We start from the raw sequence: 14012 nt of genomic DNA, 5'->3' as shown, positions 1-14012 counted from the left end.
GTAGAGCAGACTGGAATCACGCATCATGAGCCTCGCACAAAAACTGGCACAGGAACGGCGCGCGCGCCTGGCGGCGGAACGGATGTTGGCGTTGAAACAGGCCGAGCTGTCCTCGGCCAACCGCAAACTGGGCCGTCACGCGATGGCTTTGACCAAGCGCATTGGTGAAACCCAGGCCGAGGTTGAAACGGTTCGGGATGAGAATGAAAAGGTCAAATCCGACCTGATCGAGGCCCATGCCAAGGTCGAAGTGGCCGAGCGCCGCCTGTGGCATTCGATCCAGACCATTCAGGACGGCTTTGCCTTTTTCGACGATGACAGCTGTCTGATCGGGGCCAATACCGCCTATCTGAGCGTGTTCGAAGGTCTGGATGAAGTCGCGCCGGGTATCCCTTACACGCGCATTCTCGAACTTCTGACCAACGAAGGCATCGTCGACACCGGCGCGGAAAAGACCGGGGACTGGCAGGCCCGCATGCAGAGACGCTGGGCACGGGCCAATCCGCCACCCGAAGTGATCCAACTGTGGAATGGTCAATATATCCGCCTGATCGACCAGCGTGGCAGCGGCGGAGGTGTGGTCAGTCTTGCCCTGAACATCACCGCATCCGTTCGGCATGAGGCCGAATTGCAGGCCGCACGCGACCGCGCCGAGGCTGCGAACCGCGCCAAATCGGCCTTTCTGGCGAATATGAGCCATGAAATCCGCACGCCCATGAACGGCATCGTTGGCATGACCGAGTTACTGTCCGAAACGCCGATGGATGAAGAACAGAGTCTATATGTCAACACGATCCGCAACTCAGGCGAGGCGCTTCTGGTCATCATCAACGATGTGCTGGACTATTCCAAAATCGAAGCGGACAAGCTGATCCTGCACCCCGAGCAATTCGATCTCGAACGCTGCATCCTTGAGGTTGCGATGTTGCTTCAGCCCAGCGTGCGCGACAAGGGCCTGACGCTGCTGGTGGATTATGATCTCTTCCTGCCGACACTGTTCGTGGGGGATCCGGGGCGCGTGCGGCAGGTTTTGACCAACCTAGTGGGCAATGCCGTCAAGTTCACCAGCGAGGGGCATGTGCTGATCCGGGTTACCGGTGTTCCCCACCCGGACCGCCAGGATTGCGACGTTCACATCGCCATCGAAGACACCGGTATTGGGATTGAGGACGACAAGATCAACCATATTTTTGGTGAGTTCAATCAGGTCGAAGATGAGCGCAATCGCCAATTCGAAGGCACAGGGCTGGGCCTCGCGATCACCAAACGCCTGATCACCATGATGGGGGGCAATGTCTGGGTCGAAAGCGAAGTTGGGCAAGGATCGTGTTTTGGTTTCCGGGTGTCTCTGCCCACTGCCGACGGGCCACAACCCTCCCCGCCCGAACTGCAAGGACACCTGAAACACGTGATGCTGGTCGAGGATATGGCCGCCAACCGGGCCATCCTCGCCAAGCAACTAAGGCGCCTTGGGGCAAAGGTCACGGTCTGCGCTTCCGGAGGGGAAGCGCTGTCGAAACTGGACCCCTCGATTGATCTGTTGCTATGCGATCATGACCTGCCCGACATGGACGGGATGGAACTTGCGACCATCCTGCACGACCGCGGCTGGACTGAATTGCCAGTGGTCATCATGTCTACCAATCCGGGCGTCATTCACGCCAGCCCTGCACGGCACCTGATCGAAGGTGTTCTGCAAAAACCCATTCCTCGGTCTGAGCTATACATCCGACTGATTGCTTTGGGGGACCCTGCATCGCAGCCAGATACCCGACCGCAGCCCGAGCCTGAGACTCACCCAAACGGGAACCGCGTTATGCGCGTTCTGGCGGCCGAAGATAATCGGACCAACCAGCTTATCCTGAAGAAAATGGTTAAGGATCTGAACATCGACCTGCGTTTCGCAGATAACGGACAAGAGGCCGTTGACCTCTATCAGGAGTTTTCACCCGATTTGATCTTCATGGACATTTCGATGCCCCGGATGGATGGCAAACAAGCCACCGCCGAAATCCGCCGCCGCGAGGTTGAAACCGGTCGTCACGTACCAATCGTCGCTTTGACGGCGCATGCCATGGCGGGGGATGATCAAGGCATTCTGGAGGCCGGTCTGGATCACTACCTGACCAAACCGCTGCACAAGAACTTTATCCAGCAAATGATCCTGGAGCATTGCCCCGAGGGCGCTGAACCTGTAACGCCCAAGCCCGATTAAGGAGCGGCGGAGGCCCTAAAAAGGGATCCCTACTTCATCTAGCTAAAAATATCTCGGGGAGCCGTCATTGGTGCGCCATTGGTTCAAGCCTCAATGTCGGCGGGCTGGCCCCTCGCTTACTACCTTCTACAAAGTGTAGGGACGCACGAAAACGGGCTTGTCGCCCTCGGACAGATCGGGGCGGTATTCATAGCCGCCACTGTCAAAATCCAACAACCCTGCCGGATCGGTCAGGCGATTCTGAATGATGTACCGCGCCATAGCACCGCGCGCTTTCTTGGCAAAAAAGCTGACGATTTTTGGCGTGCCACCTTTGTCTTCCATAAAGACCGGAGTGATAATCTTCAGGTTCAGCGCTTTCAGATCGACCGCCCCGAAATATTCCTGACTGGCACAGTTAACCAGGACCTCGCTGCCAACCTCGGCCCCTTGCGCATTCAGTGCTTTGCTGAGCTGATCGCGCCAATATTCATACAGGTTCTTTCCGCGCCGAGTTTTCAGCTTACTGCCCATTTCCAACCGATAGGGCTGAATCGCGTCCAGAGGGCGAAGTACACCGTAGAGGCCGGACAGGATCCGCAAGTGGTCCTGCGCCCATGCCATCTCATCAGCGTCCAGTGAGGCTGCCTCTAGCCCCTGATAGGTGTCACCGGCAAAGGCCAATGCGGCGGGGCGGGTGGCCTCAAGCTTGGGCGCGTCGGTGAAGGCGCGATAGCGGTCCCGGTTCAGCCGGGCCAAATCATCGCTGAGGTCCATCAGTTTCTTGAGGTCGCCCAGTGTCAGATTGCGCGCGGTCTTGGACAGACGGATCGCATCGTCCTGAAAGTCGGGCTGCGTGGCCTCAACATCCCGTTCTGCCCAGTCCAGCCGCTTGGCCGGGGAAATCACTACCAGCATATCCGCCCTCGTTCCTTGCCTGTCCTGGGGTATCTAGGTCGTTTTACGTTTCACCAAAAGAGATTTTGTCAAAAGGCGAGGTCGACCGTAGGGAGAGGTCGCGTCTTTTGACGCCTTTGAAACGTGAAACGACCTACCCTGCTTGCCGCAGCACGTCCAGAAAGGCCGCCCCAAACCTTTCGTGACGACGATCGCCCAACACCTGTTCGACCCCGCGCGAGTCATCGGGTTGCAACTGCGCCACCTTCGCCAGTTGCGAGGCCGTGCAACTGAGCGGCTTGTCGATCCCCTCTGGCCCGCGGGACAACTGCGACTGCACCTCAAGCAGGCGATCATAGATCTCGCCCTGCTCGCGCCCGGCCAGCTTCCGGCGGGCGGGGTGGACAGCTTCGACGGCCCCGGCAATAACCTCAAGGAAGGTGTCACCATAGCGTTCAAGCTTCTTGGCCCCGACTCCTCCGATCCGGGCCATGTCATCCAGTGTTTGCGGGCGGTTCTCGGCCATTTCGATCAGGGTGCGGTCGGGGAAGATGACATAGGCCGGAACGCGCTGGGCTTCGGCCAGCGCCCGGCGCTTGGCCTTGAGGGCAGAGAGCAGCGGCGCGTCTTCTTCGGCCACCATCGCCTTGACCGCGGGGCGGCGTGTGGCTTTGCGGATCGTATCCTTGCGCAGATTGATCTGCGCCTCGCCCTTGAGGATCGGCTTAGCTGCCTCGGTCATGCGCAGGGCGCCGTGGCGTTCGGGGTCCGGGCGGACCAGATCATGGCCCATCATTTGCCGAAAGATCGCCTGCCATTGCGGGCGCGACCAGTCCTTACCGATACCCCAGGTCGACAGCGTATCGTGGCGACGCGCACGGATCTTATCGGTTTCATTGGCGAGCAGGATGTCGATCAGATGGCCACTGCCAAACCATTCTTCAGTCCGCAGGATCGCCGACAGCGCCATGCGGACAGGGGTTGTGCCATCAAAAACCTCGGGCGGGGTGTCGCAGAGATCGCACTTGCCACAGGGCTCGGCCGTTTCTCCGAAATAGCCCAGCAGAGTCTGACGACGGCACACCAGCGCCTCGGCCAGACCCAGCAGAGCGTTCAGACGCGCATGATCCGCCATGCGCCGTTCGGGCGGGGCGAGGCCTTCATCCACCTGAGACCGACGCAAGCGAATGTCGTCGGGGCCGAATAGAGTCAGGGTTTCAGCCGGGCCTCCGTCGCGCCCGGCGCGGCCGATCTCTTGGTAATAGGCTTCGATGGATTTCGGCAAGTCCGCATGGGCGACCCAGCGGATATCGGGTTTGTCGATGCCCATCCCGAAAGCCACAGTGGCGACAACGATCAGCCCGTCCTCGCGCGCAAAACGGGTTTCGACGATACGCCGGTCCTCGGGGTCCATACCGCCATGATAGTGACAGGCTGAATGCCCTTCGTCGCGCAGAGCCTTAGCCAGCACCTCGGTCTTGTTGCGTGTGCCACAATAGACGATGCCGGATTGGGTTTTGCGCGCGGCGGCGAAATCGAGGATCTGTTTGCGCGGTCCATCCTTGGCGGCAAAGGCCAGATGGATGTTGGGCCGGTCGAACCCGCGCAGGAATTTGCGCGGGGCGGTGCCGTCGAACAGTTTCTCGACGATCTCGTCCTGCGTTTCGGCATCCGCCGTGGCAGTGAACGCGGCCAGAGGTACGTTCAGGGCGCGCCGCAGCTCTCCGATCCGTAGGTAGTCGGGGCGGAAATCGTGACCCCATTGGCTTACGCAATGTGCCTCGTCCACAGCGATCAGGCTGACATTGATCCGGCGCAACATGCCCAGTGCCGAACCGGCCGCCAGACGCTCGGGCGCCATGTAGAGCAGCTTGAGCCGCCCGGCCTCGAGCGCCTCCCACACGGCATCGGTTTCTTCGGGTGTGTTGCCCGAGGTCAGCGCACCGGCTTCAACCCCGGCCTCCTGCAGGCCTCGGACCTGATCGCGCATCAAGGCAATCAGCGGAGAGATCACCACCGTCACACCGTCGCGCAGCAGCGCAGGCAATTGATAACACAGGGATTTACCGCCGCCTGTTGGCATGATGGCCAGCACGTTTTCACCTGCGGTCACGGCATCGACGATCTCTTCCTGACCAGGGCGGAAGTCGTCGAATCCAAAGACATCTCGCAGCAGGGGTGCGGCGTCGAACATGTGTGGGGTTGCCCTGTTTTAAGGTTTATCTGCTCTTAAGACAGGACAATCACACACTAAGATTCGGTGAACAAGAGGTCAGACGAAATAGCCCGCATTGTTGATCAAGATAATCCGTGCCGCATAGACCCCGATCAGCACGACCAGAGGGGTCAGATCCAGCCCGCCCATATTCGGCAGTATACGGCGGATCGGGCCGTAGATCGGTTCGAGTATGCGGTTCAGGCCGTACCAGATTTGCGCGACCAGCTGTTGGTGCAGATTCAGCACCTGGAAATTGATCAGCCAGCTCATGATCACGTGGGCGAGGATGATGAACCAGACAATGTCCAGGATCAGCAGCAGTATTTGGATCAGCGACAGCATGGGTACTCCGTTCTTTCACCGAAAAAGACCTAAGCACACACGCCGCAAAGAGCAAGCCTGCGCCAACTGAAAGCTTGCGAAATGGGCCAAACACCCGTCTTATTGGACAAAAGAATAACTGGGGCAGTCATGGCAGAGATTTCCAATCGCAAGCGCATCTGGGGCTGGTGGTTTTTTGATTGGGCGTCGCAGCCTTATCATACGCTGCTGGTCACTTTTGTTTTCGGCCCCTATTTCGCCGGAGTCGCCGCAGGGTATTTCACCGAAGCCGGGCTGGACCCGCAAGCCGCTGCTGCGCGGGCGCAGACGGTCTGGGCCAATTGCCTGACCATCACCGGGCTGATCATCGCTTTCGGCGCGCCTCTGCTTGGGGCAATGGCAGATGTTTCGGGTCGCCGCATACCGTGGATTTTTGCGTTTTCGGTGATGTATGTGGTGGGGTCCGCCGCACTTTGGTACACGATGCCCGACGGTTCAAACATGTGGCTGATGCTGTCGGCCTTCGGGCTGGGCTTTGTCGGGGCAGAGTATGCGCTGATCTTTATCAACTCGCAGCTGCCTGATCTGGGCGATGATAGTCAGGTGGGTGAGATCTCGGGCTCGGGTTTTGCCTTCGGGTATTTTGGTGGGCTGATTTCTCTGGCGATCATGCTGGCGCTGTTTGTCGAACAACCCAGCGGTAAGACATTGATCGGGATGGAGCCTGCGCTGGGACTTGATGCCGCCACTCGTGAGGGTACGCGCTTTGTTGGACCTTTCACCGCCGCGTGGTTCGTTTTGTTCATGGTGCCCTATTTCCTGTGGGTACGTGATAACCCGAAAGCCGAGAAAACCGGCAGTTTCGCCGAGGCGCTACGCCTGCTGGGGCACTCAATCTCGAACCTGCGGCACCGGGTCAGTCTGGCGACCTATCTCGGGTCGTCGATGTTTTACCGCGACGCGTTGAACGGGCTTTATAGCTTTGGCGGGGTCTACGCGCGGCTGGTTCTGGAGTGGGACCTGATCAAGATCGGTGTCTTTGGGATTGTCAGCGTACTGGCCTCGGCCATCTTTGCGTGGATTGGGGGCAAGTTGGACCGGAAATACGGCCCTAAACCGGTCATTCTGGTTGCAATCTGGGTGCTGATCTTTGTTTGTATCACCGTCGTTTCGATGGACCGGACGCAGATTTACGGCATTGCACTGCCCGAAGGGTCCGGACTGCCCGACATGGTGTTTTTCGGCTGTGGCATCCTGATTGGCGGGATGGGCGGGGTTTTGCAATCCGCCAGCCGCTCAATGATGGTGCGCCATACCGATCCCGAAGCTCCGGTTGAGAGCTTCGGCCTTTATGGGTTGTCCGGCCGTGCGACTGCCTTTGCCGCGCCGCTCTTGATCGGGGTAGCAACTACTGTGACTGGTAGTGCAAGACTAGGGGTGTCACCGATCATTCTGTTGTTTATTCTGGGGCTATTCCTGATGCGCTGGGTAAAGCCGGAAGGGGATCAGAGCAGATGATTTTACTACGTTTTTTTGCACTATTAGCCACGATCACATGGGCAGGCACGGCGGGGGCGCAGCCTCTGGCCAAGCAGTTGTTCGGGGCGCAAAAGCAAAGCTCACAACAAAAACCTGCCGCCTTCGGCAGTTATTCGCGCGGATGCGCCGCCGGATCGGTGCAGCTGCCTGAAACCGGGCCGACATGGCAGGCGATGCGCCTGTCCCGCAATCGCAACTGGGGCCACCCCGAGGCAATAGATTACGTGCAGGACCTCAGCCGGTTTGCGGCCAAGCAGCCGGGGTGGAATGGTCTCTATGTCGGGGATATCAGCCAGCCGCGGGGCGGGCCGATGACCTCAGGCCATCGCTCGCACCAGTTGGGGCTGGATATCGATATCTGGATGCTGCCCGGAGACAACATGCGGCTGTCGCGCAACACGCGTGAGAATATCTCGTCCATTTCCCTGCGTCGCGCGAACGGAGCCTTCGTCAACGGCAACTGGACCAAACAGCACCACGCCGTTCTGCGCGAGGCCGCAAAGGACAAGCGCGTCGCGCGGATTTTTGTGTTCCCCGGTGCCAAAGTTCAGATGTGCAAGGAAGAAAAGGGCAACCGGGCTTATCTGCGTAAGATCAGGCCTTGGTGGGGCCATCACTACCACTTCCATGTGCGCCTGAAATGCCCGCGCGGGTCGAAAGGCTGCGTCAATCAGGACCCGCCGCCAAAGGGTGATGGCTGCGCACAAGCGCAGGAATGGGTCAACAATATCCTCAACCCTCCGCCACCCGATCCGAACGCGCCTGCGCCAAAGAAACGTCGCGAATATGTTTTGGCCGATCTGCCCCAGCAATGCGCTGCCGTTTTGTCGTCCAACTGATTTCAGCCGCTTTATGGGCCGGTCAGGTCGCAGCGGTTGAGATCAAGAGCGCCACATTTCTGGGCAGCTACACATGGGTCGAGGCCACCGATTGGTTCGGTGGCTTCTCGGCTATACACCTGAGCGACGACGGATCCTACGTCACCCTCCTGAGCGACCGAGCAACCCTGGTCACGGCACGGATCACGCGCGATGGAGATGCGATATCGGGTGTCGAAGTGCAAAACCGCAGGCCGCTTCTGTCCAGCATGGGGCGTAAGCTGAGCGGCCGGGCGGGGGACTCCGAAGGAATCGCCCTTGCGCCAGGTGGCGGCTTTTTCGTGTCCTTCGAAGGTGTTCATCGCGTGGCCTATTATAGCTCTTCGGAGGCTAACGCGTTGGTTATGCCGCGCCCTCACGCCTTCAGCACGCTGAATCGCAACGGTTCTTTCGAAGGGCTGGCGATTGACGGGCAAGGGCACCTCTATACCCTGCCGGAGAAAACCCGCACGGCGAGCGGCGATATTCCGGTTTTTCGCTGGAACGGGACCACCTGGTCGACCCCTTTTACCCTTCCACCGCGGGATCGCTTCCTGCCCGTTGCGGCTGATTTCGGCCCAGATGGGCGCTTCTATGTGCTTGAGCGTTCGGTCGCATTCATCGGATTTCGGACCCGCCTGCGCCGATGGGACGTCTCAAACGATTCACCACGCGCCGAGGAGGTTCTGCTGGAAACCGAAACCGGTACACATGACAACCTCGAAGGTCTGTCGGTCTGGCGCGACGATCAGAACCGCCTGCGCGCAACGATGATCTCGGACGATAACTTTCTGGCGCTGCAGCGGACTGAGCTGGTGGAATACCTCCTGCCCGATTGACAGGACCAGACCAAGGGTCTAAACGCACGGCTTGCCTTGGGATGAGCCCTTGGCCAAGTCGCCGCTACCTTGTCAAAACGGGCATCTGAAAATGCAACGCTCTTATATTCCCGGCATCCTTGCCATGGCCGCCATTGTTGTGGCCTCGAACATTCTGGTTCAGTTCCTGATCCTCGACGGACTGCTGACCTGGGGTGCTTTCACCTATCCGCTGGCCTTTTTGGTCACTGACATCATGAACCGCGTCTATGGCGTGGGTCCGGCCCGCAAGGTCGTATTCGCCGGGTTTGTCACCGGTATCATCTGCTCGCTGATCGGCAGCCAAATCATGCTTCAGGGCGACGGGTTCGAATATGCCGCCGTTCCGCTGCGGATCGCTGTTGCGTCGGGCACCGCTTTCCTGATCGCGCAGCTGACAGACGTCACCGTGTTCAACTCGCTGCGCGGTGGCCGCTGGTGGCGCGCGCCGCTGGTCTCGACGCTGGTTGGCTCGGCGCTGGATACGGCGATCTTTTTCACTCTCGCCTTCTCGGCCTCGGTCACCTTCTTCGGTGCCAACGCGGATGTCGCGATCAACTGGGCGTGGGAGCCTGTGCCGTTCATGCTGTCCGGCCCGATGGCTCCGCTGTGGGTCACGCTGGCCTTTGCGGACTGGTTGGTGAAGCTGTTACTGGCCCTGATCGCCCTGATCCCGTTCAAGGTGATCGTCGCCCGTCTGACTGCCGCACAGCCTGCGTAAAAAAGTGCTTTGAGAATGGCGCATCTTGTGTCAGGCTCAAAGTTAACCGCAACAGATAGAAAAGGAGGTGATCCAGTGTCAAGAAAGAGATTGGAGAGAGGTGTCGGAACAACCGGGGGGAAAGCCTGCTAGGGCAGCCCTTGGCGGAGCGCTCGCTCCGGCTGGTCGATTGATCTAACCGACCCGACCTCCTTGTACTTTCGAAGGGCCGTCCCACCGGGGCGGCCCTTTCTGTTTCCACCCGCGCCTTGTAAGGTCTGAACCATGTTGCGCATCACTGACGATATCACCCTGCAGGATTGGGAATTGACCGAGAGCTTTGTCCGCTCCTCCGGTCCCGGCGGGCAGAACGTCAACAAGGTCTCAACCGCTGTCGAGCTTCGGTTTGAGGCCGCGCGCTCGCCATCCCTGCCGGAGCCGGTGAAGAACCGCCTGAAACGTCTGGCCGGGCGGCGCTGGACCAAGGATGGTGCGATCATCATTCAATGCGAAGAAACCCGTTCTCAGGCCCGCAACCGCGAACTTGCGCGCACCCGATTGGCGGAACTGATCGCCCGAGCGCTGGTCAAACCCAAACGGCGGGTCGCGACGAAGCCGACCTATGGGTCGGTCAAACGGCGGCTGGCGGCGAAAAAAGCCCGTGGCGACGTCAAGGCCCTGCGCGGCAAAGTCTCGGAAGAATGATCTGGTATCTTTGGGATGCGTTGCTACTCTGCCCCTGACTGGCAGGAGGGGTAACGACGTGAGGCTGAACGGCAAAACCGCAATCGTCACCGGCGGTGCATCCGGATTCGGGGCGGGAATTGTACAGAAATTCCTGATCGAAGGCGCGCGCGTGATGATCGCTGACATCAACGGCGACGCGGCGCAGGACCTGGCGGCGCAACTGGGCTCCGCCGCCATGGCGCAACAGGTCGATGTCAGCGACGGCGCGTCGGTTAAGGCCATGGCCGACGCGGTCGAGGCCGCCTTTGGACAGCTCGATATTCTGGTCAACAACGCGGGCGTCACCCATCTGCCCACCCCGCTGGAAGACGTGAGCGAAGAGGATTTTGACCGCGTATTCAACGTGAACATGAAGTCAGTATACCTGACTGCCCGCGCCTTTGTCCCGGCGATGAAGGCGCGAGGTGCCGGGGCGATCCTCAACGTTGCCTCAACCGCAGGGCTGTCGCCGCGCCCCAATCTGAACTGGTACAACGCCTCCAAGGGCTGGATGATCACCGCGACGAAAACGATGGCGGTAGAACTGGCCCACTCTGGCGTGCGCGTCAACGCTATCTGCCCGGTTGCCGGGGAAACGCCACTGCTGAAATCCTTCATGGGCGAAGATACGCCCGAGATTCGCGCCAAGTTCCTTTCAACCATCCCGCTTGGTCGCTTTTCAACTCCACAGGACATGGCCAACGCGGCCCTGTTTCTCTGCTCGGACGAGGCCAGCATGATCACCGGCACAGCGCTAGAGGTCGACGGTGGCCGCTGCATCTGAACCGCTCTTCATCTGGCCAAAAATACCTCCGCCGGAGGCAGCGCGCGCCCGCGCGCTTTCGGCCCAACAAAAAAGGCGAAAATGACCCCCGGACCCCGAAACCTGATCACCGATGTCCCCGGCCTGAAGGTCGGCAATGCGCAGGACACTGCGCTGAAGTCTGGCACAACAGTCCTGACCGCCGACACGCCATTCACCGCCTCGGTCCACGTGATGGGAGGGGCCCCCGGCACGCGCGAAACCGACCTGCTGGCCCCCGACAAATCCGTCACCCATGTCGACGCCATCACTTTGTCCGGTGGATCGGCCCTTGGTCTGGATGCCTGCTCGGGCGTCTCGGACGCGCTACGGGCACAAGACCGGGGATTTCCTGTCGGCGATATCAAGGTCCCAATCGTTCCCGGCGCAATCCTGTTCGATCTGTTGAACGGCGGTGACAAGTCGTGGGACGAAAACCCTTACCGCGTTTTGGGACGCAAGGCTTTCGAAACCGCCAGCAAGGATTTCACCCTAGGCACAACTGGGGCCGGGACCGGGGCCTTGGCGGCGATGCACAAGGGCGGGCTGGGTTCGGCCTCATTTGTTTTGGACAGCGGAGAGACCGTTGGCGCCATGGTGGCGGCGAACCCTCTGGGCAGTGTCACAACGCCGGGTGATCGCCATTTCTGGGCTGCCCCGTTCGAGATTGGCGATGAATTCGGCGGTTTAGGGCCTGATCCCAGCGCCGGACTGGGCCAACCGCAAATCAGCCGTAAGTCGCAGGCCATGCGTGCCGACCCGCAGAAGGCCAACACGACGATAGCAATCGTTGCCACCGACGCGGCCCTCTCCAAACCTCAATGTCAGAGACTTGCGGTCGCCGCCCATGATGGGATCGCGCGCGCAATCGTTCCCGCGCATACGCCGGGCGATGGCGATCTGGTGTTTGGTGTCAGCACCGGGGCAAAACCTATGACCTCGGAGGTCGAGTTTGGGCAGATCGGCCATGCGGCCTCTCTCTGTCTGGCGCGGGCGATCGCGCGGGCGGTTTATCTTGCGACACCTGTCTACGACGATTTGCTACCTTGCTGGTCTACGCTGAACACAACAGACTAGAAACGCCCGTACAAACGCCGAGAGGCGCGTATGCGCGGCAATCTGCCCGTTGACTCTGGGCCGCTCAAAAGCACCATCTGCGCAAGCCACCAAGTATCGGAGCCAAAATATGAATCGCATCCTAGCTACAGCAATCATCGGCCTGCTGGCCCTGCCAGCCTATGCGGAAGGCGACGCCGAAGCAGGCAAGAAAGCCTTTAACAAGTGCAAATCCTGCCACATGATCGCGGATCCCGAGGGTGAAGTGATCGTCAAGGGCGGCAAGACCGGGCCGAACCTCTATGGCATCGCAGGTCGGACTGCGGGCACCTATGAAGGGTTCAAATACGGCGACAGCATCGTTGCTGCCGGTGAAAACGGGCTGGTCTGGGACGAAGAGACCTTCGTCGCCTATTCGCAGGACCCCAAAGCGTTCTTGAAGGACTACTTGGGCGAAACCGCGGCCAAGTCCAAGATGTCGTTCCGTCTGAAAAATGGCGGCGAGGATGTCTATGCCTACATCGTGAGCGTCTCTGGCGAGTAAAATCGGCCGAAAATCCTGTTGGACATGACGAAAGGCCGCACACCTGCGGCCTTTCGTGCGATTGATTACATGACATATCATTGCCAACTTCGTTTCATGCGGTGACCGTGCTTAGCCCAATGACACCGAACCGCCACGCCGATCTGGCCATTGCATAACCCCAAATTCCCGCTGTTCCGGCGGATCGGCATCAGGAGATGACAGATGGGATTGATGATTCCGGCCTGGGTTGATGGCCAATTGACCCCCGTCGACAAGCTGGAGGCGCATGAGAAGGGCCTCAAGCACAAGGCCGTGTCTGTCTTTGTCGTGCGGGGCACCGAGATTCTGCTGCAGCGCCGCGCCATGGGCAAATATCACACGCCAGGTCTTTGGGCGAATACCTGCTGCACGCATCCTGACTGGAACGAAAGCGCCTCGGCCTGTGCCGTGCGTCGCCTGCGTGAGGAATTGGGGATCACCGGCCTCTACCCGGAATACCGCCACCGGCTGGAGTATCACGCTGATGTCGGCAACAACATGGTGGAACATGAGGTCGTTGACGTCTTCCTCGCCCATGTCCGCGGACCGTTGAAGATCGAGCCTAATCCGGACGAAGTGATGGATATCCGCTGGATCGACTATCACGATCTGCTGGCCGAAGTGCGCCGCCATCCCACCCGTTTCACGCCGTGGCTCAAGATCTATCTCGCCAATCATGCCGACACGATTTTTGGCCCAGATCTGATCATCTCGGCCAAGAGGTAGTCCCTTCGCCTTGCAAGGACGGCCCAAGCCGCCTACATCATCGCGTCATGGCCAAGCAGAAGACAGACCCGAACTACAAAGTCATCGCCGAGAATCGGCGCGCCCGCTTCGATTACGCAATCGAAGAGGATATTGAGTGCGGCATCATGCTAGAGGGCTCTGAGGTCAAATCCCTGCGGGCAGGTGGGTCGAACATCGCCGAAAGCTATGCCTCGGTCGACGACGGAGAGCTATGGCTGATCAACAGCTACATTGCCCCCTATGAGCAAGCCAAGGTGTTCAAGCATGAAGAACGCCGCCGCCGCAAGCTGCTGGTGTCGCGCAAAGAGCTGTCGAACCTTTGGAATGCAACCCAGCGCAAGGGTATGACGCTCGTGCCGCTGGTGCTGTATTTCAACCACAAGGGCCGGGCGAAGCTGAAGATCGGGATTGCCAAGGGTAAAAAGCTGCATGACAAGCGCGAAACGCAGGCCAAGCGGGATTGGTCGCGGCAGAAGCAGCGGCTGATGAAAGATCACAACTAGGCCGAAACGCTATTGAGGGCTGTGCCGGGT

14 protein-coding genes are annotated in these 14012 nt (G+C 59.6%); 11 read left to right on the top strand and 3 right to left on the bottom strand.

The window, feature by feature from the left end:
* The first annotated feature begins 25 nt into the window (after positions 1 to 25).
* Positions 26 to 2215, top strand: a complete 2190-nt coding sequence (locus tag ACR0JF_RS17880; RefSeq protein WP_170747465.1) for a response regulator — start codon at positions 26 to 28, stop codon at positions 2213 to 2215.
* Between the two features lie 126 nt (positions 2216 to 2341).
* Here ACR0JF_RS17880 and yaaA read toward each other — a convergent pair whose 3' ends face one another.
* The 3 genes from yaaA to ACR0JF_RS17865 all read right to left on the bottom strand — a co-directional run bounded on the left by yaaA (position 2342) and on the right by ACR0JF_RS17865 (position 5651).
* A complete protein-coding gene (gene yaaA, locus ACR0JF_RS17875) occupies positions 2342 to 3112 on the bottom strand; it encodes a peroxide stress protein YaaA (protein WP_170661824.1) in 771 nt (256 codons plus the stop codon).
* A gap of 133 nt (positions 3113 to 3245) precedes the next feature.
* Positions 3246 to 5285: a DNA helicase RecQ gene (recQ, locus tag ACR0JF_RS17870; RefSeq protein ID WP_170661826.1), complete on the bottom strand. Its 2040-nt coding sequence runs from the start codon at positions 5283 to 5285 to the stop codon at positions 3246 to 3248.
* A gap of 78 nt (positions 5286 to 5363) precedes the next feature.
* Positions 5364 to 5651: a YggT family protein gene (locus tag ACR0JF_RS17865; RefSeq protein WP_170472916.1), complete on the bottom strand. Its 288-nt coding sequence runs from the start codon at positions 5649 to 5651 to the stop codon at positions 5364 to 5366.
* Positions 5652 to 5780: 129 nt separating this feature from the next.
* On the opposite strand from ACR0JF_RS17865, the gene ACR0JF_RS17860 reads away from it, so the two are divergent.
* The 10 genes from ACR0JF_RS17860 (at position 5781) to smpB (ending at position 13982) form a co-directional block, all read left to right on the top strand.
* Positions 5781 to 7148 carry an MFS transporter gene (locus ACR0JF_RS17860; RefSeq protein WP_170661828.1) on the top strand — a complete coding sequence of 456 codons (1368 nt, stop codon included), beginning with the start codon at positions 5781 to 5783 and terminating at the stop codon, positions 7146 to 7148.
* Positions 7145 to 8008 (top strand): penicillin-insensitive murein endopeptidase, encoded by an 864-nt coding sequence (gene mepA / locus ACR0JF_RS17855; RefSeq protein WP_170661830.1) that lies wholly within the window; start codon positions 7145 to 7147, stop codon positions 8006 to 8008. The genes ACR0JF_RS17860 and mepA overlap by 4 nt, the downstream gene beginning before the upstream one ends.
* Entirely contained in the window at positions 7981 to 8865 is an 885-nt protein-coding gene (locus ACR0JF_RS17850) for an esterase-like activity of phytase family protein (RefSeq protein WP_170661832.1), read from the top strand. The genes mepA and ACR0JF_RS17850 overlap by 28 nt, the downstream gene beginning before the upstream one ends.
* A 91-nt stretch (positions 8866 to 8956) precedes the next feature.
* The gene (locus ACR0JF_RS17845) at positions 8957 to 9604 is read left to right on the top strand and encodes a queuosine precursor transporter (RefSeq protein ID WP_170661834.1); all 648 of its coding nucleotides are present in this window, start codon (positions 8957 to 8959) and stop codon (positions 9602 to 9604) included.
* Positions 9605 to 9868: 264 nt separating this feature from the next.
* A complete protein-coding gene (gene arfB / locus ACR0JF_RS17840) occupies positions 9869 to 10288 on the top strand; it encodes an alternative ribosome rescue aminoacyl-tRNA hydrolase ArfB (RefSeq protein ID WP_170661836.1) in 420 nt (139 codons plus the stop codon).
* Positions 10289 to 10346: 58 nt separating this feature from the next.
* Positions 10347 to 11093, top strand: a complete 747-nt coding sequence (locus ACR0JF_RS17835; protein WP_170661838.1) for an SDR family oxidoreductase — start codon at positions 10347 to 10349, stop codon at positions 11091 to 11093.
* 81 nt (positions 11094 to 11174) lie between these two features.
* The gene (locus tag ACR0JF_RS17830; RefSeq protein ID WP_170661840.1) at positions 11175 to 12188 is read left to right on the top strand and encodes a P1 family peptidase; all 1014 of its coding nucleotides are present in this window, start codon (positions 11175 to 11177) and stop codon (positions 12186 to 12188) included.
* A 109-nt stretch (positions 12189 to 12297) separates the two neighbouring features.
* Positions 12298 to 12711, top strand: coding sequence for a cytochrome c family protein (locus ACR0JF_RS17825; RefSeq protein ID WP_170379484.1), 414 nt, complete (start codon positions 12298 to 12300; stop codon positions 12709 to 12711).
* Positions 12712 to 12915: 204 nt separating this feature from the next.
* On the top strand, positions 12916 to 13458 hold the full coding sequence (gene idi / locus ACR0JF_RS17820; RefSeq protein ID WP_170472938.1) for an isopentenyl-diphosphate Delta-isomerase: 543 nt from the start codon (positions 12916 to 12918) through the stop codon (positions 13456 to 13458).
* Positions 13459 to 13505: 47 nt separating this feature from the next.
* The gene (gene smpB, locus ACR0JF_RS17815; protein ID WP_170661841.1) at positions 13506 to 13982 is read left to right on the top strand and encodes an SsrA-binding protein SmpB; all 477 of its coding nucleotides are present in this window, start codon (positions 13506 to 13508) and stop codon (positions 13980 to 13982) included.
* Positions 13983 to 14012: the final 30 nt, after the last annotated feature.

Source organism: Ruegeria sp. BG11, from assembly GCF_056538565.1.
Note: the sequence above shows the minus strand (reverse complement) of the source record. Positions and strands in the feature narration are given on the sequence as shown.